The organism is Microbispora oryzae, from assembly GCF_017896165.1.
GTDB lineage: Bacteria > Actinomycetota > Actinomycetes > Streptosporangiales > Streptosporangiaceae > Microbispora > Microbispora oryzae.
This window is the reverse complement of record NZ_JAFCNB010000017.1, coordinates 34,603-57,695: the sequence shown is the minus strand read 5'-3', so window position 1 is coordinate 57,695 and position 23,093 is coordinate 34,603. Positions and strand designations below refer to the sequence as shown.

The 23,093-nt window shown below is 71.0% G+C and carries 18 protein-coding genes; 8 read left to right on the top strand and 10 right to left on the bottom strand.

Features of this window, described 5'->3' with window-relative positions:
• Window positions 1-38 precede the first annotated feature (38 nt).
• On the bottom strand, window positions 39-1,109 hold the full coding sequence (locus tag JOL79_RS25405) for an EamA family transporter (protein ID WP_230985440.1): 1,071 nt from the start codon (window positions 1,107-1,109) through the stop codon (window positions 39-41).
• A 97-nt stretch (window positions 1,110-1,206) separates the two neighbouring features.
• Between JOL79_RS25405 and pdxR the strand changes: the two genes are divergently transcribed.
• A complete protein-coding gene (pdxR, locus tag JOL79_RS25400; RefSeq protein WP_210158406.1) occupies window positions 1,207-2,637 on the top strand; it encodes a MocR-like pyridoxine biosynthesis transcription factor PdxR in 1,431 nt (476 codons plus the stop codon).
• Here pdxR and JOL79_RS25395 read toward each other — a convergent pair.
• Complete coding sequence (locus JOL79_RS25395) at window positions 2,614-3,822, bottom strand: MFS transporter (RefSeq protein ID WP_210158405.1); 1,209 nt, start codon at window positions 3,820-3,822, stop codon at window positions 2,614-2,616. The genes pdxR and JOL79_RS25395 overlap by 24 nt on opposite strands.
• A 223-nt stretch (window positions 3,823-4,045) precedes the next feature.
• Here JOL79_RS25395 and JOL79_RS25390 point away from each other — a divergent pair, with 223 nt between their 5' ends.
• Window positions 4,046-4,861 carry a sensor histidine kinase gene (locus JOL79_RS25390; RefSeq protein WP_210158404.1) on the top strand — a complete coding sequence of 272 codons (816 nt, stop codon included), beginning with the start codon at window positions 4,046-4,048 and terminating at the stop codon, window positions 4,859-4,861.
• Here the strand turns inward: JOL79_RS25390 and JOL79_RS25385 are convergent.
• The gene (locus JOL79_RS25385; protein ID WP_210158403.1) at window positions 4,800-7,265 is read right to left on the bottom strand and encodes a LuxR C-terminal-related transcriptional regulator; all 2,466 of its coding nucleotides are present in this window, start codon (window positions 7,263-7,265) and stop codon (window positions 4,800-4,802) included. The genes JOL79_RS25390 and JOL79_RS25385 overlap by 62 nt on opposite strands.
• Window positions 7,266-7,391: 126 nt before the next feature.
• Here JOL79_RS25385 and JOL79_RS25380 point away from each other — a divergent pair, with 126 nt between their 5' ends.
• Window positions 7,392-8,045, top strand: coding sequence for a DUF1707 SHOCT-like domain-containing protein (locus tag JOL79_RS25380; RefSeq protein WP_307848720.1), 654 nt, complete (start codon window positions 7,392-7,394; stop codon window positions 8,043-8,045).
• A 99-nt stretch (window positions 8,046-8,144) separates the two neighbouring features.
• On the opposite strand, the gene glpX is transcribed toward JOL79_RS25380, so the two are convergent.
• Window positions 8,145-9,173 (bottom strand): class II fructose-bisphosphatase, encoded by a 1,029-nt coding sequence (glpX, locus tag JOL79_RS25375; protein WP_210158401.1) that lies wholly within the window; start codon window positions 9,171-9,173, stop codon window positions 8,145-8,147.
• A 148-nt stretch (window positions 9,174-9,321) separates the two neighbouring features.
• On the opposite strand from glpX, the gene JOL79_RS25370 reads away from it, so the two are divergent.
• Together JOL79_RS25370 and JOL79_RS25365 are read left to right on the top strand one after the other, a co-directional pair.
• Entirely contained in the window at window positions 9,322-9,933 is a 612-nt protein-coding gene (locus tag JOL79_RS25370; protein WP_210158400.1) for a TetR/AcrR family transcriptional regulator, read from the top strand.
• Window positions 9,934-10,070: 137 nt separating this feature from the next.
• Window positions 10,071-10,601 carry a DUF4245 domain-containing protein gene (locus JOL79_RS25365; RefSeq protein ID WP_210158399.1) on the top strand — a complete coding sequence of 177 codons (531 nt, stop codon included), beginning with the start codon at window positions 10,071-10,073 and terminating at the stop codon, window positions 10,599-10,601.
• A 121-nt stretch (window positions 10,602-10,722) separates the two neighbouring features.
• On the opposite strand, the gene JOL79_RS25360 is transcribed toward JOL79_RS25365, so the two are convergent.
• Window positions 10,723-10,962: an exodeoxyribonuclease VII small subunit gene (locus JOL79_RS25360; protein ID WP_210158398.1), complete on the bottom strand. Its 240-nt coding sequence runs from the start codon at window positions 10,960-10,962 to the stop codon at window positions 10,723-10,725.
• A 173-nt stretch (window positions 10,963-11,135) separates the two neighbouring features.
• Here JOL79_RS25360 and asnB point away from each other — a divergent pair, with 173 nt between their 5' ends.
• A complete protein-coding gene (gene asnB, locus JOL79_RS25355) occupies window positions 11,136-12,980 on the top strand; it encodes an asparagine synthase (glutamine-hydrolyzing) (protein WP_210158397.1) in 1,845 nt (614 codons plus the stop codon).
• Window positions 12,981-13,100: 120 nt separating this feature from the next.
• On the opposite strand, the gene xseA is transcribed toward asnB, so the two are convergent.
• Together xseA and JOL79_RS25345 are read right to left on the bottom strand one after the other, a co-directional pair.
• Entirely contained in the window at window positions 13,101-14,309 is a 1,209-nt protein-coding gene (gene xseA / locus JOL79_RS25350) for an exodeoxyribonuclease VII large subunit (protein WP_210158396.1), read from the bottom strand.
• 121 nt (window positions 14,310-14,430) lie between these two features.
• Complete coding sequence (locus JOL79_RS25345) at window positions 14,431-15,507, bottom strand: DUF8129 domain-containing protein (RefSeq protein ID WP_210158395.1); 1,077 nt, start codon at window positions 15,505-15,507, stop codon at window positions 14,431-14,433.
• Window positions 15,508-15,520: 13 nt separating this feature from the next.
• On the opposite strand from JOL79_RS25345, the gene JOL79_RS25340 reads away from it, so the two are divergent.
• Window positions 15,521-16,486, top strand: a complete 966-nt coding sequence (locus tag JOL79_RS25340) for a 4-hydroxy-3-methylbut-2-enyl diphosphate reductase (protein WP_210158394.1) — start codon at window positions 15,521-15,523, stop codon at window positions 16,484-16,486.
• A 345-nt stretch (window positions 16,487-16,831) separates the two neighbouring features.
• Here the strand turns inward: JOL79_RS25340 and JOL79_RS34470 are convergent, their stop codons facing one another.
• The 3 genes from JOL79_RS34470 to JOL79_RS25325 form a co-directional block, all read right to left on the bottom strand.
• Window positions 16,832-18,796 carry an HNH endonuclease signature motif containing protein gene (locus JOL79_RS34470; protein WP_210158393.1) on the bottom strand — a complete coding sequence of 655 codons (1,965 nt, stop codon included), beginning with the start codon at window positions 18,794-18,796 and terminating at the stop codon, window positions 16,832-16,834.
• Window positions 18,797-19,453: 657 nt separating this feature from the next.
• Window positions 19,454-20,110, bottom strand: a complete 657-nt coding sequence (locus tag JOL79_RS25330; protein ID WP_210158392.1) for a DUF6542 domain-containing protein — start codon at window positions 20,108-20,110, stop codon at window positions 19,454-19,456.
• 9 nt (window positions 20,111-20,119) lie between these two features.
• Window positions 20,120-21,445, bottom strand: a complete 1,326-nt coding sequence (locus JOL79_RS25325) for a DNA recombination protein RmuC (RefSeq protein ID WP_210158391.1) — start codon at window positions 21,443-21,445, stop codon at window positions 20,120-20,122.
• A 184-nt stretch (window positions 21,446-21,629) separates the two neighbouring features.
• Between JOL79_RS25325 and ychF the strand changes: the two genes are divergently transcribed.
• Window positions 21,630-22,718, top strand: a complete 1,089-nt coding sequence (ychF, locus tag JOL79_RS25320) for a redox-regulated ATPase YchF (RefSeq protein ID WP_210158390.1) — start codon at window positions 21,630-21,632, stop codon at window positions 22,716-22,718.
• Window positions 22,719-23,093: the final 375 nt, after the last annotated feature.

Below are 23,093 nucleotides of genomic sequence, written 5' to 3'. Positions count from 1 at the left end.
GATCATCTTGTTCGGGATCGGCATCCTGGTGGCCCTGATCATCTCGCTTCTGACGATCGTGCTGCACCAGGTGCGCGACGACGAGATGCGCTGGAAGAACCGGTGACGGCGCGGGGCCGGTGGCGTGAGGTCAGGCCGAGTGCGATGCCCGCGACGACGATGACGGCGCCCGCGACGTCCGCGGCCGACGGCGCGCCGAGGCCGAAGGCGGCGGCCGCCGTCATCGCCCCGACCGGGATCATCCCGGCGAACAGTCCCGCCCGGCCCGGCCCCAGACGCGGCAGCGACCGGTACCAGAGGAAGAACGCGACCGTCGTCACGATCGTGATCAGATAGGCGAAGCCGAGCGCCTCCGCCGGCGTGGGCACGCGCAGGATGTCCGCGCCGTCCGCGATCAGTCCGATCACCAGCAGGAACGGCACCGCGAGCAGATCCACGCAGGCCGACAGCCGGATCGGCCCGAGGGCGGGCAGCAGAGGCAGTGCCAGGAGCGAGAAGCACACTTCCCCGGCCAGCGCCACCAGCGACCACAGCAGGGCGGGCAGATTGCCGCTGCCCAGCCCGGTGGCGAGCGTCGTGCCCGCCACGACCACGAGCGCGGCCACGAGCAGGCGCGGAGAGGGCCGCGGGCCCGTGCCCGTCAGCGGACCGAGGAGCGCCAGCGCCAGCGGCACACCGCCGAGGACGATCCCCACCTGCGCCGGCCCGGCCGCCCGCGTCGCCTCGATGACGGCCACGTTGAAGAGCACCAGCCCGGTCAGCGACAGCGCCGCGAGCAGCCCCAGGTCGCGGGCCCGCAGCCGTACGACGCCGTCCGGGTTCCCGGCGGCGCCGCCGACCGCGCCGCCGACCGCGCCGCCGACCGCCTCTCCGCGCCGGGAGATCCGGGACGACCGGGCGAGCCGTACCGGGCCGAGGCCGCGGAGCCGGGCCACCGCGAAGAGGATGGCGCCGGCGAGGGCGTAGCGGACCGCCTGGCCGCCGTAGAGGGGGTAGTCGCCGATGACGCCGGAGACCGCGGCCAGTGTGCCGACCATGAACATGGCCGTCGCGGCCCCCGCGACGTCGCGGACGGCCGTACGGGCGGAGCCGGGGCCATCTGGCCTCATAGGGGATCGTGTTCGTGTTTCGGCGTTCACGGCACGAGATCGTAGAAACGGAATGGTTCGCTGGAGAGGTCCAATCTGCCGCACGTATCGTGGACCAATGGCCGATCTCCATCTCAACCTCGACCGGAGCGCCGGGGGGCTGGCCGCCCAGATCCGCCGGGAGCTCAGGGAGGCGATCCGCTCGGGGCGGCTCGCCCAGGCCACCCGGCTCCCCGCCACCCGTGAGCTGGCCAGAGACCTGGGACTGTCGCGTGGGGTCGTGGTCGAGGCGTACGAGCAACTGGTGGCCGAGGGGCTGCTGGAGGCCAGGACAGGCGTGGGCACCCGTGTCGCGGTCGTCCCGCGCCGTCCGCCGTCCCGGGAAGAGGAGCCTGACGAGGGGCCTGACCGCGGGCCTGAGCAAATGACCGACGACGGGCCCCGGCCCACGACGCCGGACCTCGGCGCGTTCCCCCGGCAGGCGTGGCTGGGCGCGCTCCGGCACGTTCTGACGACGCTGCCCCACGAGGCATTCGACTACGGCGACCCCGGCGGCGTGCCCGCGCTCCGCGAGGAGCTGGCCGCCTACCTGCGCCGGGTCCGGGCGGCCGACGCCACGCCGGACGAGGTCGTGATCGTCGCGGGGGTCGCGCAGGGGGTCAGCCTGGTCATGCACGCCCTGGCGGCGGCGCGGGGCGGCCCGGTCGTGCTCGCGGTCGAGAACCCGTCCAGTGTCCGCCAGCTTCCCCTGCTCCGCCGGACGGGGGCGCGGATCGTCCCCGTCCCGGTCGACGAGGAGGGGATCGTCGTGGCCGCCCTGGCCGGGTCAGGCGCCCAGGCCGTCCTGGTGACGCCCGCTCACCAGTACCCGACCGGGGTGGTGCTGTCGCCCGGCCGCCGGGCCGAGCTGATCGACTGGGCGACCCGGACCGGGGCGGTCGTGGTGGAGGACGATTACGACGCCGAGTTCCGGTTCGACCGCGATCCGGTGGGCTGCCTCCAGGGGCTCGCCCCTGATCGTGTCGTGCTGGCGGGCAGCGTCAGCAAGGCGATGGCACCCGGCCTGCGGCTCGGCTGGATCGTCGCGCCGCCCCCGCTCGCCGTGGCCGTGCGTACGGCGCGGGCCGAGCTGGACCTCGGCTCACCCGTGGTCGACCAGTACGCGCTCGCCCACCTGATCGGGACCGGGGGCTATGACCGGCACCTGCGGCGGATGCGCCGTGAGTATCGGATCCGAAGGGACGCCCTGGCGCTGGCGCTGGCCGAGCACCTCCCCGGGGTCGAGGTCCGCGGCATCTCGGCGGGCCTGCACCTCTACGCCGAGTGCGGCGGAAACGTGGACGCGGAGGAGCTGGCCGTGGCCGCCGGGCGGGCCGGGCTGTCCGTCGAGCCGGTCTCCGCACCGGGCCGGAACGCCCTGGTGATCGGGTTCGCCCGGCTCCCCGCGCACCGTGTCGCGGCGGCCGTGCGGGACATGGCAAGGGACATGGCAAGGGACATGGCAAGCCTCACCCGTCCGCCTCGCTCACGACGTGGCCGGGGCCGGTGAGGTGGCGGCCGTCCGGGGCTGGAACCCGCGCGCGAGCAGGATGATCACGGCGACCAGCACGAGGGGCGCGGCGAACGCGATCCGATAGCCGGAGGCGTCCGCGATGCCGCCCACGAGGGCCGCTCCCACGATGAAACCGACGTAATTGAACATGTTGACACGGGCGATCGCGACGCCGGTGTGCGCCGGGTCGAGCCGTCCGGCGGCGGAGAAGGACTGCGGGGCGACGACGGAGAGGCCGATGCCGGTCAGGGCGAAGCCCGCGATCGCCATCGGCTCGCCGGGTGCCGCCACGACCGCGGCGAATCCGGCCGTCGCCACCACGGCTCCGGCGCGGACGATGGCGGCCGGGCCGAACCTGCGGACGGCGAGATCGCCGGCGACCCGGACGAGGAACGTCGTCGCCTGGTACGCGCCGAGCGCGAGCGGGACGACGGCCGCCGAGGCGTGCACGACCTTGTCCATGAAGACCGAGCCGAAGTTGGAGATCGACGAGTCGCCGACATAGAGGAAGGCCATCGCCAGGCAGAGCGGTATCAGCGGCCGCCACGCCACGCCGGTGACCCCGCCTGTGGGGTGCTCACCCGTTGGGCGGGCGGCCTGGGCCTCGCTCGCGTGCTCCTCGGCGGGCCGGTAGAGCCAGAGGGACGCCGTGACCGACACGGCGACGGCGGGGACGAGGGCGATCGCGAACGTGGCGGGCAGGGCGAGGCCGAGGCCCGCGCCGGCGGAGGCCCACAGCGCCCCGGCGACCGCCGCCGCACTCCACAGCGCGTGGAAGCCGGTCAGCACCGGCCGCCCGTACCTCCGCTCGACCGCGACGCCCTGCATGTTCATCCCGGCGTCCACCCCGCCCAGGCCGAGGCCGAAGAGCACGTTGGCCGCGACGAGCGCGGGCACGCCGGGCGCGAGGCCGGCGAGCACGACGGCGACGCAGGCCAGCGGCTGGACCAGCCGCAGGACGCGCCGGCTGCCGAAGCGGGCGGCGGCCGTACCCGAAAGGACGCTGCCGGCGCCCGCGATGACGGGCACGACGAGGAGCAGGACGGTGAGCTGGCCGTCGGTCAGTCCGTGCTTGTTCTGCAGCGCCGCCACCTGGCTGAGCAGCGTGGCGAAGGTCAGGCCCTGGACGGCGAACACGGCGAAGGCGGCGAGCCGCGCCTGCCGATCACGGGGGGTGGGCACCGCGGCCTCCAAGAACATGAGGAGGGTTCAAGTTTCCGCAAGACTAGGAGCGCCGCCACTGGGGGTCAATGGTCGCCGGCCCGGCACTACCTACCCGGTTCCGCCGAAGCCGGGTATGGAACCTCGGTTTCCCCCGTTCCCCGGGAGGCGAACCGGTTCGGATGCTGGTTGAAGACGGGTGTCCGGCCCGAGTCGTGACGTATCGAGGATGACGGGAACGATGATGAGCGTTCCGAAGACCACAGAACAGGCCGAGCAGATGCTCCGGCAGGTGCTCAGCCTCCAGCGCCAGTTCGTCGCCGACGCGTCTCACGAACTGCTCACCCCGATCGCCGGCATCCGGGCCCATCTTGAGGCGGCCCGGCTCTACCCGGAGGACCTCCGCGAGGCGATTGACGGCGCGCTTACCGTCACATCCAGGCTGGAGCGCATCGTCGCGGATCTGCTGCTTCTGGCGGACATCGGGTCCGCCTGCCGGAATGGCGGGGAGAGGATCGACCTGGGCCGGTTGGCCGCGGACGAACTGCACCGGCACCGGGGCTCGCCGAAGCCGATCGCCGAACTGGCCGAGGGCGTGGTCGTGCGAGGGGTGCGGCCGTTGCTCTCCCGGGTGGTCGCCGCCCTCGTGGACAACGCCGAGCGGCACGCGGCCACGACGATCCGGGTGACCGTCCGCCGGGAAGGGCGGGAGGCCCTGCTCGAGGTGTCCAACGACGGCGAGACGATTCCCCTGCCGGAGCGGGAACGGATCTTCGATCGCTTCTACCGCAGAGACCCGGCGCGGAGCAGGAACGAGGGCGGCTCCGGGCTCGGCCTGGCCATCGTCAGGGAGGTGGTGACCGCCTTCGACGGGCGGATCACCGTGGAGGACGCCGAGCCGGGCTCCCGGTTCGTCGTGTGCCTCCCGCTCGCCCCGGGCCGGGGGACGGCGTGTTTCACCAGGCCGGCGGGTACCCGCGGTGAGGTGTATCCCGCGCCTAGTCCCGTCTGCCTGCCTTCCTCGCGGTTGTCCAGGCGGCGATCTGGGTACGCGAGCTGAAGCCGAGCTTGGCGAGAATGTGTTCGACGTGGCCTTCCGTGGTGCGCTGGGCGATCACGAGCGTGGATGAGATCTCCTTGTTGCTCAGCCCCTGTGCGATCAGTTCCGCGATCTCCTGTTCCCTGGCGGTCAGCGGCGAGGAGTCGTCCTCGGGCTCGCGGTGCGCCGCGTGCTCGCCGCCCCGGTCGCGCCGATGTCGCCGGTCGCCCTGATCCCCCTGGTCCTGAGCGTCGTCGCCGAGCGCCCGCGCGACGGCCTGCGCGACGGAGCACCGCCTGCCCTGCCGTACGGCGCGGGCGAACCCCTCGGCGCCCAGCTTCTCCTTGAGGACGGCGACGCACTGCTCGTGGAACTCGACCTGGCGCCCGAGGCGCTGCGGAGAGGCGCCGAACACATCGCCCGCCTGCTCCACCACGCCGAGCAGGTGAGCCGCCTCCCGGTGGCGGCCCCGGGCGGCGTGAACCCAGGCGAGCAGTTCCAGGCTGGTGGCCACATTGTGCGGGTCGTGGTGCTTCCGGGAGAGCAGAAGGCTCTGCAGGGCGATTGACGTGGCCCGGTCGAGGTCGCCGCGGATCCACAGGTTGGAGGCGCCGATCGTGAGCGCCCAGACCCTGCAGGAGCCGTTCCCCTCGGTGAGGTCGAGAGTCCGCGCGAAGAGCCGGTCGGCCTCCTGGGCGTCGCCGAGGTAGGTGGCGGCCGTCGCGCGGATGATCATGGCGATCACGATGCCGATCCGGCTCGGCGTGTCGCGGAGGCCCTCGTATCCGGCGATGGACCGTTCGAGAAGCGAGATCGCGGTCGTCCAGTCGCCCGCGGTCAGGACGCGCAGACCGGCGACCCGGGAGGCGTGGGCCACGGCCCGCCGGTCGCCCAGCCGCTCCGCCAGCGCCAGTCCCTCCTTGGTCATCAGATCGGCCGCGGCCTCGTCGGACTGCACGTGCGCCATCTCGGCTCCGTAACAGAACGCCTGGGCGCGGAGGGCCGAGGGCTCGGGCGACGCGGCCAGCAGCCGGTCGATCCAGTGGCGTCCCTCGTTGAAGTAGGAGTTGGGCTGCCAGTAGAGGACGGCGAGGGCGGTCGCGACCCGCAGCCCGGCCGTGACAGCCGTGACAGCCATGGCCCCTGTGGCCCCCGTGGCTTCCGTGACACCCCTGGCCCCCGTGGCAACCGTGACACCCGCGGCCCCGCCCTCCTGGCCCAGGCAGTGCTCCATCGCCGCGCGCAGGTGGGCCCGCTCCAGCCCGAGCCGGGCGAACCAGTACGTCTGTCGCGGGCCGATCCACTCGTCGGCCGCCCGGTCGACCAGCCGGAAGTAATAGTCGCGGTGCCCCTGCCGCAGCGCCGCCCACTCGTCGGGGCCGCTCAGCCGCCCCCGGGCGAACTGCCGCAGCGTGTCGAGCATGCGGTAGCGGACCTCGCCCCCGTGCTCCTCCCGTACGAGCAGGGACTTGTCCAGCAGCGTGTCGACCAGGTCGAGCGTGTCCGCGGAGTCGACACCGTCGCCGGTGCAGATCACCTCCACGGCATCCAGGTCGAAGTCGGCGGGGAAGACCGACATGCGGGTCCAGATCGTCCGTTCCTGGGTGGAGAGCAGGCGGAAGCTCCAGTCGATCAGCGAGTGGAGGGTCCGCTGGCGCGGGGTGAGGCCGAGCCCGCCGTTCGTCAGGCAGGTGTACCGGTCGCCGAGACGCTCGACCAGCGCGTGCACCGACAGCGCTCGCAGGCGGACCGCCGCGAGCTCGATCGCCAGGGGGATGCCGTCCAGCCGGCGGCACAGCTCCACCACCGCCGTCTTGTTGTCCTGACTCAGCGCGAAGTCCGGCAGTACGGCCCTGGCACGCTCCACCAGCAGCCCGACGGCGTCGTAGGCCTGCGGCAGCGTGGCCGTGAACGGCGCGTCCGGCTCCGGCACGGAAAGCGGCGCGATCGGCATCTGGTGCTCACAGGTGACGCCGAGCGACTGCCGGCTCGTCGCGATGATCCTCAGCTCCGGGGCGATCCGCAGCAGGTGATCCGCGAGCCGGGCGCACGCGTCCCGCAGGTGTTCGCAGTTGTCCAGCACGAGCAGCGTCCGCTGCGCCGCCAGGAAGTGGGAGAGGGCGTCCAGCGGCCGCGTCGACTGGTCGCGCAGCCCCGCGGCGGCCGCGACCGTCTCCACCACGAGCTCGGGGTCGGTCAGGCCGGTGAGATCGGCCAGCACCACCTTGTCGAACGCCCGGTGCTGCTCGGCGGCGGCTCTGAGGGCCAGCCGGGTCTTGCCCACGCCGCCGACGCCGGTGAGCGTCACGAGACGCGACACCGACAGCATGCGTCGAATCTCCGTGAGCTCCCGCCTGCGCCCCACGAAGCTCGTCAGGTCGGCGGGCAGGTTGCCGACTTGGCGTAGACACGCCGTCCGAGCCATCTCTCCAAGCTAGGCGGGATAAAGTCCCTGGTCAAACGTGGGATGTCCGGTTGTCGGGCCGAGGGTGGGCGAGGCCGGCGCGGACGGGGATCGCCGGGGCCCGTGGGAGCGCTTACCCTCGATTGTGTGAGCATCGAGTCTTCGGCGAACAAGTGGATCTCGTCGTTCCTCGCGTCACGCGTTCCGGACTCGCCGGACCCTCTGCACCCCACGGAGCTCCGGGCCTCGGACGCCGACAGGGAGCGGGTGGTCGCCGTCCTCACGGACGCGGTCGCCGACGGGCGGCTGTCCCCGCCTGAACACGAGGAGCGTCTCGATCAGGCGTGCCGCGCCCGCACCCTGGGCGAGCTCGCGGCGCTGACGGCCGACCTGCTGCCGCCGGAGAGCCAGCCGTTCCGGATGGACCCCGGCCCGGTCACGGCCTTCTTCCGCTCGGAGAGCCGCTCCGGCCGCTGGGTCGTGCCGTCCCGGGTCCCCGTCACCTCGCTCGGCGGCAAGGTGACCATGAACCTGTGCGAGGCACTGCTCCAGTCACGCCGTGTCGTCGTTCAGCTCGCCGTCATGGCAGGCACCGTGACGCTGGTCGTTCCCGAGGGCGTCAAGATCGTCACGGACCCCACCGCGCGGGTGCGCTCGGTCCGGAACGAGGTACGGCTCCCGCCGGGCGCGACCGGCCACGCGCCGGACGCACCCGTGATCGAGCTGGCGGGATTCGTCATCGGTGGCAAGGTCGTGGCGGTCTCTCCCAAGCGTCCCCGGAAGGGCCTGTTCCGCCGCTGACCGGCCGTGATGATCAGACGCGTCTGGCCACCCCGGGGTGCTCAGGCCGGTGTGCTCAGGCGGGTTTGTTCAGGCGGGTTTGTTCAGGCGGGGGTGTTCTCACACCGCGGTGTCGAAGTTGATGGCGCTGTAGGCCCCCAGCTTCCACAGCTGGTGCTCACTCTCGATCTTCCGGATAGTCCCGGATCGACCCCGCATCACCAGGGAGTGCGTGACCGCGGCCCCGCCCTGGAAACGCACGCCGTACATGAGCTCGCCGTCGGTGATCCCCGTGGCGGCGAAGAACACGTCGTCCGACCGGACGAGATCATCGGTGGTCAGCACCCGGCCGAGGTCGAGGCCCGCATCGAGGGCCTTACGGCGTTCGTCGTCGTCGCGCGGCCATAGTTTGCCCTGGATGACGCCACCGAGGCACTTCATCGCGCAGGCGGCGACGATGCCCTCCGGGGTGCCGCCCACGCCGAGCATCAGGTCGACGCCGGTGCCGGCACGGGCGGCCATGATCGCGCCGGCGACGTCGCCGTCCGTGATGAAGCGGATGCGGGCCCCGGTCTCCCTGATCTCCCGGACGATCCGCTCGTGCCGCGGACGGTCGAGGATCACCACGGTGACGTCCGATGGCTTGGCACCCTTCGCCCTGGCCACGGCCCTGATGTTGTCGGCCACCGGCGCGTCGATGTCGACATGGTCGGCTGCCTGTGGCCCGGTGACCAGCTTCTCCATGTAGAAAACGGCGGACGGGTCGTACATCGAGCCGCGCTCGCTCACCGCGATCACAGACACCGCGTTGTTCATGCCGAGCGCGCACAGGCGGGTGCCGTCGATCGGGTCGACCGCCACGTCGCACTGGGGGCCGGTGCCGTCGCCGACGTCCTCCCCGTTGTAGAGCATCGGGGCGTTGTCCTTCTCGCCCTCACCGATCACCACCACTCCGCGCATGGACACCGTGTTGATCAACTGCCGCATGGCGTTCACGGCCGCGCCGTCCGCGCCGTTCTTGTCGCCCCGGCCCACCCAGCGTGCCGCGGCCATCGCGGCGGCCTCCGTGACCCTGACCAGTTCGAGGGCCAGGTTGCGGTCCGGCGCGTGCTCCCCCGTGGCCAGAACGGCCGGTACGTGATCGGACATCGATCCCCTTAGGTCGAGGTTCCCGGTCTTCCTGGTCGTAACTTCCCATTTCGTACTTATCTGATTGGTCGGAACCTGTCTTGCCTGGTGGTGGGGCATTTCGCCCGGCGGCCCGCCGACGGGGGCGGACCGGGATATCGTCGCCGTCATGAGCAGCGACACCGAGACGAGCAGCGACACCGGGCGAACGGTGACGGTACGCACGTCCGACCGCGGCGCCGCCACCCGCGGGGCGCTCCTCGAGGCGGCCAAGGACGTCTTCATCACCAGCGGGTTCGCCGAGGCCGGGGTGACCGGGGTCGTGGCCAGGGCCGGAGCCAGTGTCGGCAGTCTCTACCACCACTTCTCGGGCAAGGCGGACCTCTACCTGACCCTCTTCGAGGAGTTCCAGGAGCGGCAGACCCAGCGGACCAGGCAGGCCGTCCAGGCGGCCAGGGCGGCGGGGGAGACCGAGCCCATGCCGCAGTTCCTCGCGGGTGCCCGCGCGTACCTGGACGGGTGCCTCGCCGAGCGCGACCTCGCGGCGCTGTTCCTGCGCGGGGACGGCCCGCCCGGGTTCGAGGTCATCATGCGCGACCGGCTGCGGCAGTGGGCGAGGCGGACGGCGGCCCTCTTCGAGCACGAGGACGCCCTGGTGGTCGTGGTCACCGGCGCCCTGGCGGCCGTCGTCCAGGAGGTCACGCTTTCGGAGGACCCCGAGGCGGCGCGGCGGATCAGCGCGGACGCCCTCGCGATCATCGGCGGGATCCGGCGCCCGTAGAAGCGCCCCGGCTCTCCCGGGGATCCGCTCTCGGGCGACGCGCCCACCGCGGTGTGGCAGCGCGGTGCGACAGCCCGGTGTGGCAGCGCGGCGTGATGGGGTGAGGGCCGGTGGGAGGGGCACTAGGCTCGCCTCACGTGGGACGTTTCACCCAGGGGGCCGCCGGCTACGGGTATGTGCTCGTTGTCTGCCTCGTCGGCCTGGCCCTTTTCGCGCTCGTCACGCCTCATGGCCGGGTCGCGGCGGCCCCGCCGGTCGACTACTCCGCCGACCGGGCCGGCGCGGCCGGAACGGCGCCGTACCCCGTGGTCGCCCCGCGCGAGGTCCCGCCCGGCTGGACGCCCGAAAGTTCGATCCTGACCCGGGACGGCGGCGCGGTCACCTGGCGGCTGGGTTTCGCGACCCGCGCGCGGACCCACGCTCTGGTGGCGCAGAGCGACGAGCGGCCGCCCGCCGGCTTCGCCGACCGCATGGCCAACACCGAGAGAGTGAGCGGCAGCCGGGTCATCGGCGGCGTCTCATGGGAGGAGCGAGTCCGGCCCGACAAGGACCAGCGGTCGCTGGTGCGCGTCCTCCCCGATCACGCGATCGTCGTGACGGGCACCGCGGACTGGGACGACCTGACCGCGCTCGCCGGCGCTCTCGTCGCCCAGCCCCCAATCCGGTAGCCCCAACAGGTCGCCACGGCCTCGTCGGCTCGGCCCCTGGCACGCCAAGTTTCGGCCTGTCAAGTTCTGGCCCGTCAAGCTCCGGCCCGGCGGCTTTCGGGGCTCGCCGGGCTCGGAATCGTCAGAAGGGAGCATCGTCGGAGCCGTTCGGCTGGGGCTCCTGACGCTGAGCCATGGCAGCCGCCAGTTTGGCGCGGGCCCCCTGCAGCCACTCCTCGCACACGGCGGCCAGTCGCTCGCCGCGCTCCCACAGCTCGATCGACTGCTCCAGCGTCAGCCCGCCTGTCTCCAGGCGGCGCACGACTTCGGTCAGCTCCTCGCGAGCCTGCTCGTACGACGGTGTCTGCTTCTCCTCCGGCACGGTCCCACCTTAGAGTCCGCGACCGACGTTCTCGCCCTTGTCGGCCAGGTACCGCAGGCTTCCCTCACGGAGAGTGAAGATAGGTTTGCGATAAGGGCATATATGTAGCTAATCAAACGTTTTCACAACTGCAGATCGGAACGGTCGGGAGGACGAACACAGGAGGGATCTTCATGTGCGGCATCACCGGTTGGGTGGACTATCAGCGCGACCTCCGGCAGGAGAGGGAAATCCTGCGGGCCATGACCGACACGATGGCGTGCCGCGGACCCGACGCCGAAGGCACGTGGGTCGCCCCGCACGTCGCGTTCGGCCATCGGCGTCTGGCCATCATTGACATCGAGGGCGGACGCCAGCCCATGACGGCGGAGGCCGGGGCCGGCGGGTCCGTCGTTCTCACTTACAGCGGCGAGGTCTACAACTTCCGGGAGCTGCGCGAGGAACTCGTCCAGCGTGGTCATCGTTTCCGCACCCAGAGCGACACCGAGGTCGTCGTTGAGGCCTACCTCGAGTGGGGCGAGGACTTCGTCACGCGCCTGAACGGCATGTACGCCTTCGGCATCTGGGACTCCCGGACCGAGGAACTGCTGCTCGTCCGCGACCGCATGGGGATCAAGCCCCTCTACTACTACCCGACCCCCGACGGCGTCCTGTTCGGCTCCGAACCCAAGGCGATCCTCGCCAACCCGCTGGCCGAGCGCGTGATCGACGCCGACGGCCTGCGCGAGATCCTCTCTTTCGTCAAGACGCCGGAGTGCGCCGTCTTCCGCGGCATGTACGAGGTGCGTCCCGGCCACGTTGTCCGCGTACGGCGCGAGGGCGTGAGCAAGCGGCGCTACTGGGGGCTGGAGGCGCGCGAGCACACCGACGACCTCCCCACCACCATCAGGACGGTCCGCGAGCTGCTCGATGACATCGTCACGCGCCAGCTCATCTCCGACGTGCCCCTGTGCACCTTGCTGTCCGGCGGGCTGGACTCCAGCTCCGTCACCGCGCTGGCCGCGAAGGCGCTGCGCGGGCAGGGGCGGGTCCGGTCGTTCTCGGTCGACTTCGCGGGTTACGAGGAGAACTTCCAGCCGGACGACATGCGTGACACGCCCGACGCGCCGTTCGTCCACGACCTCGTGCGGCACGTGGGCTCCGATCACACCGACATCGTCCTCGACTCGGCCGACCTGATGGACCCGGGCGTACGGGCCGCGGTGCTGCGGGCACGCGACCTGCCGCTCGGCATCGGCGACATGGACACCTCCCTCTACCTCCTCTTCAAGGCCATCCGCGGGCATTCCACGGTGGCCCTGTCCGGCGAGTCGGCCGACGAGGTGTTCGGCGGTTACCGCTGGTTCCACGACCCCGATGCCGTGCGAGCCGACACCTTCCCGTGGCTGGTGTTCAGCGGCGCGTTGAACCTCCGCACCCGCGGCGAGTTCCTGGAGGAGAACCTGCTGCGGAAGCTCGACCTGCCCGCCTACCGCGCCGACAGCTACCAGCGGGCGATCGCCGAGGTGCCCCGGCTGCCCGGGGAGACCGGTCTCGAACGGCGGATGCGGGAGATCAGCTACCTGCACCTCACCCGTTTCGTCCAGGTCCTCCTCGATCGCAAGGACCGGATGAGCATGGCGGTCGGCCTTGAGGTGCGGGTGCCGTTCTGCGACCACCGGCTGGTCGAGTACGTCTTCAACGCGCCCTGGGCCATGAAGACCTTCGACGGGCACGAGAAGAGCCTGTTGCGCGCCGCCGCCGCCGACGTCCTGCCCCGCTCGGTCATCGAGCGCCGCAAGGTGCCGTACCCCTCGACACAGGACCCCGCGTACGAGCGGGCCCTGCGGGCCGAGGTGACCGCCATGCTGGAGCGGACGGATCTCGCCGTCGCTCCGCTCGTGGACACCGCCAAGGTCCGCCAGGCGCTCGACGAGCCGGTGAACGGGGTCAGCCTGCAGGGCGCCCGCGCCTCACTCGAGGGGCTGCTGCAGCTCGAACGGTGGCTGGAGGACTACGGCGCCCGCCTCGCCCTCTGATCTCCGCCGATCCGGCACGCCTCCGGTCACGCTCGCTGTGATCCGCACGCCTCTGGTCACGCTCGCTGTGGTCCCGCTCTCCGCTGGTCCCGCTCTCCGCTGGTTTCGCGACCGGCCTGGTCACTCGTCCGGGAGGACGGTGACGCCGATCCGGTCGTCGCTGAAACGGATGGTCAGCTCGTCGCCCGGCTTCACGTCGGCGGCGAGCCTGACCACTTCTCCCGACGGACGCTGGGCGATGGCGTAGCCCCGCTCCAGCGTGGCGGCGGGGGAGAGCGCCACGAGCCGGGCGCGCAGGTGTTCCAGCGAGTCCGCGGACCGGTCGAGGGACGAGTCGAGACAGCGCCGTGACCGGTCGCGCAGCGCGTCGATCTGCTCCGCCCGCCGGTCGAGCTCCCGCACGGGATCGGCCAGCGACGGCCGGGACCGGACCGACTCCAGCCAGGACAACTCGCGCTCCACCCAGCCGCGCAGCACCCGCCGGCCCCGGTCTCTGAGCTGGCGCACCAGCGTCAACTGCTCGCCGACGTCCGGCACGACCTTCTTCGCCGCGTCCGTCGGCGTCGAGGCGCGTACGTCGGCGACCAGGTCGAGCAGAGGGGTGTCCTGCTCGTGGCCGATGGCGCTCACGACGGGCGTGCGGCAGGCGGCCACGGCACGCACCAGGGCCTCGTCCGAGAACGGGAGCAGGTCTTCCAGCGAGCCCCCGCCCCTTGCGACGATGATGACGTCGACCTCGCCGTCCGCGTCGAGCCGGCGCAGCGCCTCGGTCACCTCGCCCACCGCGTACGAACCCTGGACCGCCACCTGCTCGACCCGGAACCGCACGGCAGGCCAGCGGCGCCGGGCGTTCTCCAGCACATCGCGCTCCGCGGCCGAGTCGCGGCCGCAGATCAATCCCACAGTGCCCGGCAGGAACGGCAGCCGCCTCTTGCGGTCGACGTTGAACAGGCCCTCACCTGCGAGCACCTGCCGGAGCCGCTCGAGCCGGGCCAGCAACTCCCCGATCCCGACCGGCCTGATCTCCAGGGCGGTGAAGGCGAAGGAACCCTTGTTGACCCAGAAGTCGGGCTTGACGTGCATGACCACCCGCGCGCCGTCCACGGGCCGCGGCACGCTCGCCTCGTAGACCCCGCGGGCGCAGGTGATCCGGGCGGAGACGTTGGCCACCGGATCGCGCAGGGTCAGGAACACCGTGCCGCCCCGGGCGGTCAGCTCGGTGATCTGCCCCTCGACCCATACGGTGCCCAGCTTGCCGATCCACTGCGCGACCATCTGGAGCACCGACCGGATCGGCAGCGGCGCCTCAGGTGACGTCTTCGCGCTCACCATGCCCCCTTCGCCCTCGTCGCCCGGGACCGGAGACGCGGCCCGTCTTCCGTACCCAGTCGCAGGCTAGCCGCACCCACCGACACTCACCGATGGAAGCGGCGGAGGCGGCACGCTTTCGTCAGGATTCGCTCTGCAGCTTCGTCAGCCGGTTCTGGAAGAGACGGACGATCTCCGGGCGGTTCTGGTGCGACTTCTCGTAGTCGAGCAGGCCGCGCACCTGATCGATTGACTTGCCCCGCAGCCTGGCGCGGAGCGACGCCAGGGTGAGGTCGGCATACCCCGGCAGCGGCTCGGCCTGGCCGTTTCCGGCCGGGGCGCTGGGACTGACCGGACTGACCGGACTGACCGGACTGACCGGGGTGCTACGGGTGCTCGGAGCTGCGGCGGTGCTCGCAGCGGGCGCGGTCGCTGCGGCCTGCTCAGTCTCAGTCTCAGTCTCGGTCTCGGGCTCAGATGCCTGCTTGGTCTTGGCGGGGGTGGCCTGCGCGGGCTCGGGTGCCGCGGCGGCCTCCGCCGCCGGAGTCCCGGCAGGCTCGGCGGCCGGAGCCTTGGTGGGCTTGGTGGGCTTGGATGCGGTCGCGGTCGCGGTCGCTGCTGCCGGAGTTTCGGCCACCGGGGTTTCGATTGACGGGGCTTCGGCGGTGGTTTCAGCGGTCGTGCCGGCGGCCGGGACTTCCGCAGCAGGGCCTTCTGTGGTGTTGCTCTCTGTGGTGTTGCTCTCTGTGGTCGAGCCTTCCGCGGCGGGGGCTTCCGCGGGAGCGGTTCCGTCGGTGGGGGCTTCGGGGCTCTTCTCCGCCTTCTCCGCCTTCTCCGCGGCCGGGCGAGGCGCGAAGATGACGGGCTCACGGCGCGCGGGCCGGCTCTCGGCTGCCTGCTCGTCCTCTCCCATCGGGGGGCGCGTGACGGTTGTGGCGCCGGAGGGCGCCTCCTCCTGCTCTTCCGCTCCGGTCAGGCGCTTGATCACGCCACGCAGGCGGTCACCGAGCAACAGTGCCTGGCCGACTCCGGCGAGGGCCGCCTGGAACGCGGCGACGGGGAGGTCCTTGGCCTTGTCGCGTAGCCGATCGTGGTTACCCAGCACATCGCGTAGGGGTTTGGTCATGGCTCGAAGGACGGACATCGTGACTCCTGAGGAGGTGGTGTGCTCGAAGATCCGGTCATGCGGACCGGCGTCAAGGCGCAGCTGGCGTTCCACATAGCATAGGAACATGGATGTGCATACCCAGACGCCTCGGCGTGTCCTGGTAGCAAAGCCGCGCGGCTACTGCGCCGGAGTCGACCGGGCCGTGGAAACGGTCGAACGGGCGCTGGACCGCTACGGCGCGCCCATCTACGTGCGCAAGCAGATTGTGCACAACACCCATGTCGTGAAGCGCCTGGAGGAACGGGGCGCGATTTTCGTGGAGGAGACGGAGGAGGTCCCCGAGGGGGCCATCGTAGTCTTCTCCGCACACGGTGTGGCCCCCAGCGTTCACGAGGAGGCGGCCGGTCGTGGGCTCAAGACCATCGACGCCACCTGCCCGCTGGTAACCAAGGTTCACAACGAGGCCAAGCGATTCGCCGCGAAGGACTACGACATCCTCCTGATCGGCCACGAGGGTCATGAGGAGGTCGAGGGCACGGCGGGGGAGGCCCCGGCGCACATTCAGCTCGTGGACGGGCTCGACGGCGTCGACGGAGTGACGGTTCGCGACCCGGAGAGGGTTGTCTGGCTGTCCCAGACCACACTGTCGGTCGACGAGACCACCGAGACGGTCTCCCGCCTGCGTGACCGCTTCCCGAACCTGATCGATCCGCCGAGCGACGACATCTGCTACGCCACCTCCAACCGGCAGGCAGCCGTCAAGCAGATCGCGGCCGAGTCGGAACTGGTCATCGTGGTCGGCTCGGGTAACTCCTCCAACTCCAAGCGGCTCGTGGAAGTCGCAAAAGACTACGGCGCCGACGCGTCCTACCTGGTGGACGACGCCTCCTTCGTCCGGGACGAGTGGCTGGAGGACGTCACCACGGTCGGTGTGACGAGCGGCGCCTCCGTGCCCGAGGAACTGGTCCAGGGCGTGCTGGAGCGCCTGGCCGGGCTCGGCTTCACCGACGTGCACGAGGTCGAGACGGTTCCGGAGAGCATGCGCTTCGCGCTGCCCCACGAGCTCCGCCGCGACCTGCGCGCCGGCTAGGCCGCTGCTTCAGCGGGCCGTCTTGCCGGCCCGCCTCAGCTGTCGGCCTTGTAGCCCCCCTCGTGTCGGTCCTTCTTGTCGGCCCTGCTCCGGCGGGTCTGTTAGGGGTGTGTCTCAGCGGGCCGCGAAGTGAGCGTTCTTCGCGGCCCAGCGTCTGCACTGCCCGCGCCCGGTGTTGCGCCCGGTGTCGCGCCCTGCCTGCGGCCCTGTCTGCGCGCGGGCGGCCGTCCATCCTGGGTGTCTTGTTCCCGGCTCCTATCTCCGGGCTTCCCCCTATCCCAGGCTTCTATCGCCGGGCGCCTATCTCCGCGCCTTTCCCCGGTCCCCGGGTGGCTCGTCCGGTGTTTATCCCGGGCGTTGGCGGGTGCTGCGCTCGTAGCCGCGGCGGTTGGGGTGGTGGAGGAGGGTCCAGGTGTTGTTGGGGTTGCGGCGAACGGTGTAGCGGTCAGGGTGGGTGAACTTGTCGCGATTGTGGAAGGTGCAGGCTGGAGCGAGGAGGTCGAGGTTGGTGACGCCGTCGTCGATCCAGCCCTGGACGTGGTCGACTTCGGCCATGGTGGCGGGGATCGGGCAGCCCTGGCAGTAGCAGGTGGCGTACTGCGCGAGCAGTGCCTTCCGCTGAGCCGGGGTCGCCAGCCGCACCGAACGGCCCATGTCCAGGACCTGACCCTTGGCGTCCATCACCATCCGGGTCAACCGCGAGGTCCGCGCCAACCGGTGAACGTCGCTGACCGGCAGCAACTGCCCGGTCGCCACCAGCAACCCAGGCGCCAACCGGTCCGGAGCATGCCCACATGTCCGGCACGCGTCCATACGCACGCCGTCGCCCTCACCGTTGACGCCGTCCTGACGGTCTGCGTCGTGGGAGTCCGCAGCATGGCCGGAGCCCGCGGCATGGCCGAGCTCTGCGGCTTCGTCAGGATCGACCTCGTCGTCCAGACTGTCTTGCCCGGGACCGTCTTGCCCGGGACCGTCTCGGCCCGCGCCGGCCACGCCACCTGCCTCGCCGGCGCGCCCACCTGCCATGCCGGGCATGTCGCTTGCGTCTGGTGACGTGTCCGGACCGGGGCTCTGTGTGCCGGTGGGGGCGAGGATGTCGTCGGGCAGGGATTCGGCGCGGACCTGGACGATGAGTTCGGTGGAGACCTTCTCGCTCAGCAGTGCGGCGAAGGCGTCGGCCTGGCGGACGCGTAGCGGCCGGTCGTCGTCCTTGTCCTTCGGCCGGGCGTAGGAGGTCAGGAACGACCGCAGCCGAGCCGCCGCCTCCCGCGGTAGGCGGAACTCACCCTCCATCCCGCCGGTGCTGGAGGGGCGGACCAGCAGGAACCGGGACGCGTAATCGTCCTCGCACTCTTCGACGAGGGTGCCGGGGTCCAGGATTTCGCGGATGTAGCGGCCGGCTTTGGCGACCTCCGCACAGGAGGCGCTGTCGGACAACTGCACCAGGATCGGCTCGGCCTCCTCCGCATGCTTGTCGGTCAGCTTCGCCGTCACCGTCGTGATCGCATCCACCGCCCCGCCGGACAAGGACCCATCCGCATAACGGCCCTTCACCAGAGGAAGCCGGGGCACCTCACCGGAGATCCGCAACCACCGCGACGCCTGCGCACCCGTCATCCCCGGACCACGCCGCACCACCACCGGCACCCCCTGCACGCCAGGCGTTCCCGGCGCGCCCGGCGTTCCTGGCGTCTCTGCGCCGACCTCCACCGCACCTGCCAGCGGCCCAGGAACGCCCGGCACCCCAGCGCCGACCTCCGCCGCCTCTGGCGCAGCAGCGCCCTGTGCAGGCGCACCCGGTGCGGGAGTGCCCAGCGAAGACGCGGCCGGTGCGGGCGTGCTCAGATCAGGAATGCTCGATCTGGTTGAACGCAGCCACGAAACGGTCGAGGCATGCCCATACGCCTTCGCCTCACCGGTGACATGCACCTGATGCAACTGCGCCACGAACACCGAACTCAACAGATCTATCGCTTGAATCAGCTTCTCAACCGACGGCAAACACATCGCCACGCTGTCTTGCGGTTGCCGACGCGCCATCCGAGCGGCCAACTCCAGCACAATGTCCACATCGCCAGCCGTATCACCAGCCGTATCACCAGCCGTATCACCAGCCGTATCACCAGCCGTATCACCGGCCGCGTCACCACCCGTGTCACCGGCCGCAGCGCTGGCCGACTCACCGGTAGCGTCGCCGACAAAGCCGCCCACGCCACCGTCCGCGCAGCCCGCAGGGGCATCGGCACCGCCACCCGAAGCACCACTCAAAGCGCCGCCCGAAGGGTCAAGCTCCGGCACCGACGTGCTCACCGCCCGCTCCGCCCCGTCGCCCGGCTGGCCCGCCGGCCGCCCACGAGAGGAAAAGCGAGGATCCAGACACGTCCCCGCAAGCAGCGGCGGCACCCCACCCACCGGCACTCCACGAACCGCCGACACCCCGCCCAGGGGCGCTCCATCTGCCGGTACCCCATCCACCGGAACACGGCCAGCCGGTCCAGAAGAGGCGCCATCACACCCCGCGCGGGGGCGCGCGGACACCCGCGCGCCGCCGTCCGCATCCGTGGAGCCGGTAATGCCAGAGTCACGAACAGCCGACACCGGAACGCCTCCTCCCCACCACCAGTCCGATCCTGTGTTCGAAACACTACAGACCGCGACTGACAGAAAAGCGGGAGACCGCCAAGCGTTCCCCAGGAAGCTGGAGGCCCACATCCATCGGCCGCGACGAGGAGCCCAGTCGGCGACGTGCGTCAAAAATGCCACGCCGCCGGACGCGTTCGACCGGCTCAGTGAGATGGGGCTCAGTGAGATGGGGCTCAGTGAGACGGCCTGCGCCCGTAACCGGCGTGCTGCCAAGAGGACGCCAAGAGCAATAGGACGCAAAGGGGAGGCGCGCCGCCGTAGCTGCTGGGATCTGCCGATGCGGCCCGGCAAGCCCCCGCCGATGCAGCCGGCCGGGACACGGCCTCAGTCGTCGGCGGGCTTGCCGTACACGCGGGGCTCGAAGTAGCCCTCCGGCTCAGGATCGAACCCGCCGCGCCGCCGCCGGCCGCGCGGCGTGGCCTTCGCGCCTGGTGCGGGGCCTGGTGCGGGGCCTGGTGCGGGGCCTGGTGCGGCGCCTGGCACGGGGCCCGGTACGGCACCGGGTGAGGCATCTGGCGCGGCACTGGTTGAGGGAACTGGTACGGCGCCAGACGTGGCCATCGGTGGGGTTCCGGGCGTGGCGAGGGCGGGTCCACCCGGGCCGGCGCGTAGCGCGCGGACGTTGTCCGGCAGCCCACGGAACCATGCGATCGCGAGTGTCGCCGCCGACCCTGCGAACAGCAGCGGCGCCCCGCCCGAAAGCGTGGTGAACAACCCGAGCCCCAGCGTCTGGAGCGGCGAGCCGGATCCGAGCGACCGGACCAACTCCGCCAGCAGCGTCGCGCCGAAGAAGACCAGCGGCGGGGTCACCACGAGCGGCAGGAGGTCGCGGGGGTTGACAAGCATCACCGCGGCCAGGCACCCGGCGGCGAAGGCCAGGCCGGGCAGGTGGATGAGCTGACCCAGCAGCGCGACGGCGAAGAGCAGGACGATCGCTCCTCGGGCGGTCAGCCTGATACGTGCTCGATCGGCGCCTGTCATCGAGCCCCCTTACGACAAGTCTCGCGTCAATTTACCGTTCTGACGATGGGAGGGAGGGGGGCTTACCTGCTCTTCACCTTCGAGTTCGGGCATGGAGAGCAGCCGAGGGACCTCCTCGACGGCGTCCGGCTTGTCAAGCGGTCCGTCGACCAGACCGAGGTCGTTCATCCGGCGCGCGCTGACCAGGACCCTGCTCTCGAGCGATCCGATCGTCTGGTTGTACGCTCCGACCGCCCTGGTCAGGGCCTTGCCGAGGCCGTCCAGGTGGCGGCCGAGGCCGCCCAGCCGGTCGTACAGTTCCTTGCCGAGTTCGAACACCGCCTTGGCGTTCTCACCGAGGGCGGCCTGCTGCCAGGCGTACTGCGCGGTGCGCAGCATCGTGATCAGGGTGGTGGGGGTGGCGATGTGCACCCGCCGCCGCATCGCGTACTCCAGCAGCCCCGGATCGCGCTCAAGCGCCGGGGCGAGGAAGGCCTCGCCGGGGATGAAGAGCACCACGAACTCCGGCGCCGAGCTGAACGCCTGCCAGTAGGTCTTCGCCGCTAACCGGTCGACGTGCTCACGCAGATGGCGGGAGTGCGCGTCGAGCCGGGCGGACGCGAAATCGGGGTCGTCGGCCTCGGCCGCGTCGAGGTAGGCGGCCAGCGACACCTTCGAGTCGACGACGATGCTCTTGCCGCCGCTGAGCCGGACGATCATGTCGGGGCGGATCACACCGGCCGGGCCGCGGGCTGTGACCTGCTCGTCGAAGTCGCAGTGGTGTGCCATGCCGGCGATCTCGGCTACACGGCGCAGCTGCAACTCGCCCCAGCGTCCCCGGGCTTCGGGTCGCTGCAGCGCCCGGACCAGGGCCGTCGTCTGCGCCCTCAGCTGTTCCGAGCTCTGCCGGACGAACTCCATCTGCGTGTTCAGCTCGGCCCGGGCGGCCCGGGCGGCGGACTCGCTCTCCCTCAGGCGGCTCTCGATCTCGGCGAGCGTCTCTCTGAGGGGGACGACCAGGTTCTCCACGGCCTGCCTGCGCTGGTCGAGGTCGCCGGCGGCCTCTGCCCTCGTGGTGTTGAGCCGGTTCTCGGCCAGTTCGAGGAAACGCAGGTTGTTGACGTCCAGGGCATGCGCGGAGATCGCCTGGAAGCGCTCGGACAGCTGGTTCTCGACGTAGGCGACCTTGTCCTCGGCGGCGCGCGCCCGCGCCTCGGCCTCGGCGAGCCTGACCTCGAGCCCGACCGTCGCCTGTGCGCTCTCGCCCGCAGCCCGTGCCCGGGCAAGGGCGAAACCGACGACGACGCCGACCGCGAGACCCACGGCGAACCACAGGGCGAGAGCGACGACATCCACGTCCGGATCATTTCAGGCATTCCCCTCCTGGAGGGGGAGGCGCGCGCACCACCGTTCCCAAGGCCGCCCCCCATGGCGCCCCAGGCCGGCCCGTGCGGCGCCGTGTCGCATCGTGCGGATTGGCGGCCGGTTCGCGGCCTTTCGATGTCCGGCCCACCCCCGCAGGCCCGTAAACTCCACGTACGTGAGCCTGAGCATCGGCATCGTGGGTCTGCCCAACGTCGGCAAGTCCACGCTTTTCAACGCCCTGACCAAGAGCGGCAACGCGCTCGCCGCGAATTATCCGTTCGCCACGATCGAGCCGAACGTGGGCATCGTCGGCGTTCCGGACGCCCGGCTGGCCAGGCTCGCCGAGATCTACGGCTCGGCGCGGATCCTGCCGGCGAAGGTCGAGTTCGTCGACATCGCCGGTCTGGTGAAGGGCGCGTCCGAGGGGCAGGGACGGGGCAACCAGTTCCTCGCCAACATCCGTGAGACCGACGCCATCTGCCAGGTCATCCGCGTCTTCACCGACCCCGACGTCACGCACGTCGACGGCGACGTCGTCCCGGAGCGCGACATCGAGACGATCAACACCGAGCTGATCCTGGCCGACCTGCAGACGATCGAGAAGGCGCTGCCCCGCCTGCAGAAGGAGGCCAGGAACAACAAGGACCGCAAGGTCCTCCTGGAGGCCGCCGAGGCCGCCGCCAAGCTCCTCGACACCGGTACGACGCTGTACGCGGGGGCCAAGGGGGCCGGGATCGACCTCGCCGACCTGCGTGAGCTCCACCTCCTCACGGCCAAGCCGTTCCTGTACGTCTTCAATCTCGACGCGGACGAACTGGTCGACGACGATCTGCGTGCCCGGTTGTCCGCGCTGGTGGCCCCGGCGGAGGCCGTGTTCCTCGACGCGAAGATCGAGTCGGAGCTGGTGGAGCTGCCCGACGACGAGGCGCTGGAGCTGTTGCAGTCGGTCGGGCAGCAGGAGTCCGGCCTGGCGCAACTGGCCCGGGTCGGGTTCGAGACGCTGGGGCTCCAGACGTACCTGACGGCCGGGCCGAAGGAGACCCGCGCCTGGACCATCCGCAAGGGGGCCACCGCGCCCGAGGCCGCCGGGGTGATCCACACCGACTTCCAGCGCGGATTCATCAAGGCCGAGGTCGTCTCCTTCGACGATCTCATGGACGCCGGATCCGTGGCCGCGGCCCGGTCGGCGGGCAAGGCGAGGATCGAGGGCAAGGACTACGTCATGCGCGACGGCGACGTGGTCGAGTTCCGGTTCAACGTGTAGCCGGACCGCGAGCGGCTCGTGCCGGGCGGGGGCCCGGGCCGATCGTGCGGCGGCCAGGGCGGGCCTGTGTGCCCGCCTCGCCCCCGCTCTCGCTCCGTCGCGGGCGGCGGGGCAACCCGAGACCCGCATCAAGGCCAAGCGGTGAGAAACCCGCGCCGACCTCCTCCAGGTCCCGGCCGGGATTGGTTCAGTTCCTCGCCGATTCGCGGGAATGCTTACATCAAGCGCCCTAGACGCCTTCGAAGAGCACCAACCAGGATCGAAATATGGCCGTCCCGGTGTGATGCGGGTGAATCGACCGCGCGGAACGGCGAAATTCTCATTTCTTTCGCCGTTATTCGGCTGTTCCACTCTCTGCCAATTCGGGATATCGCG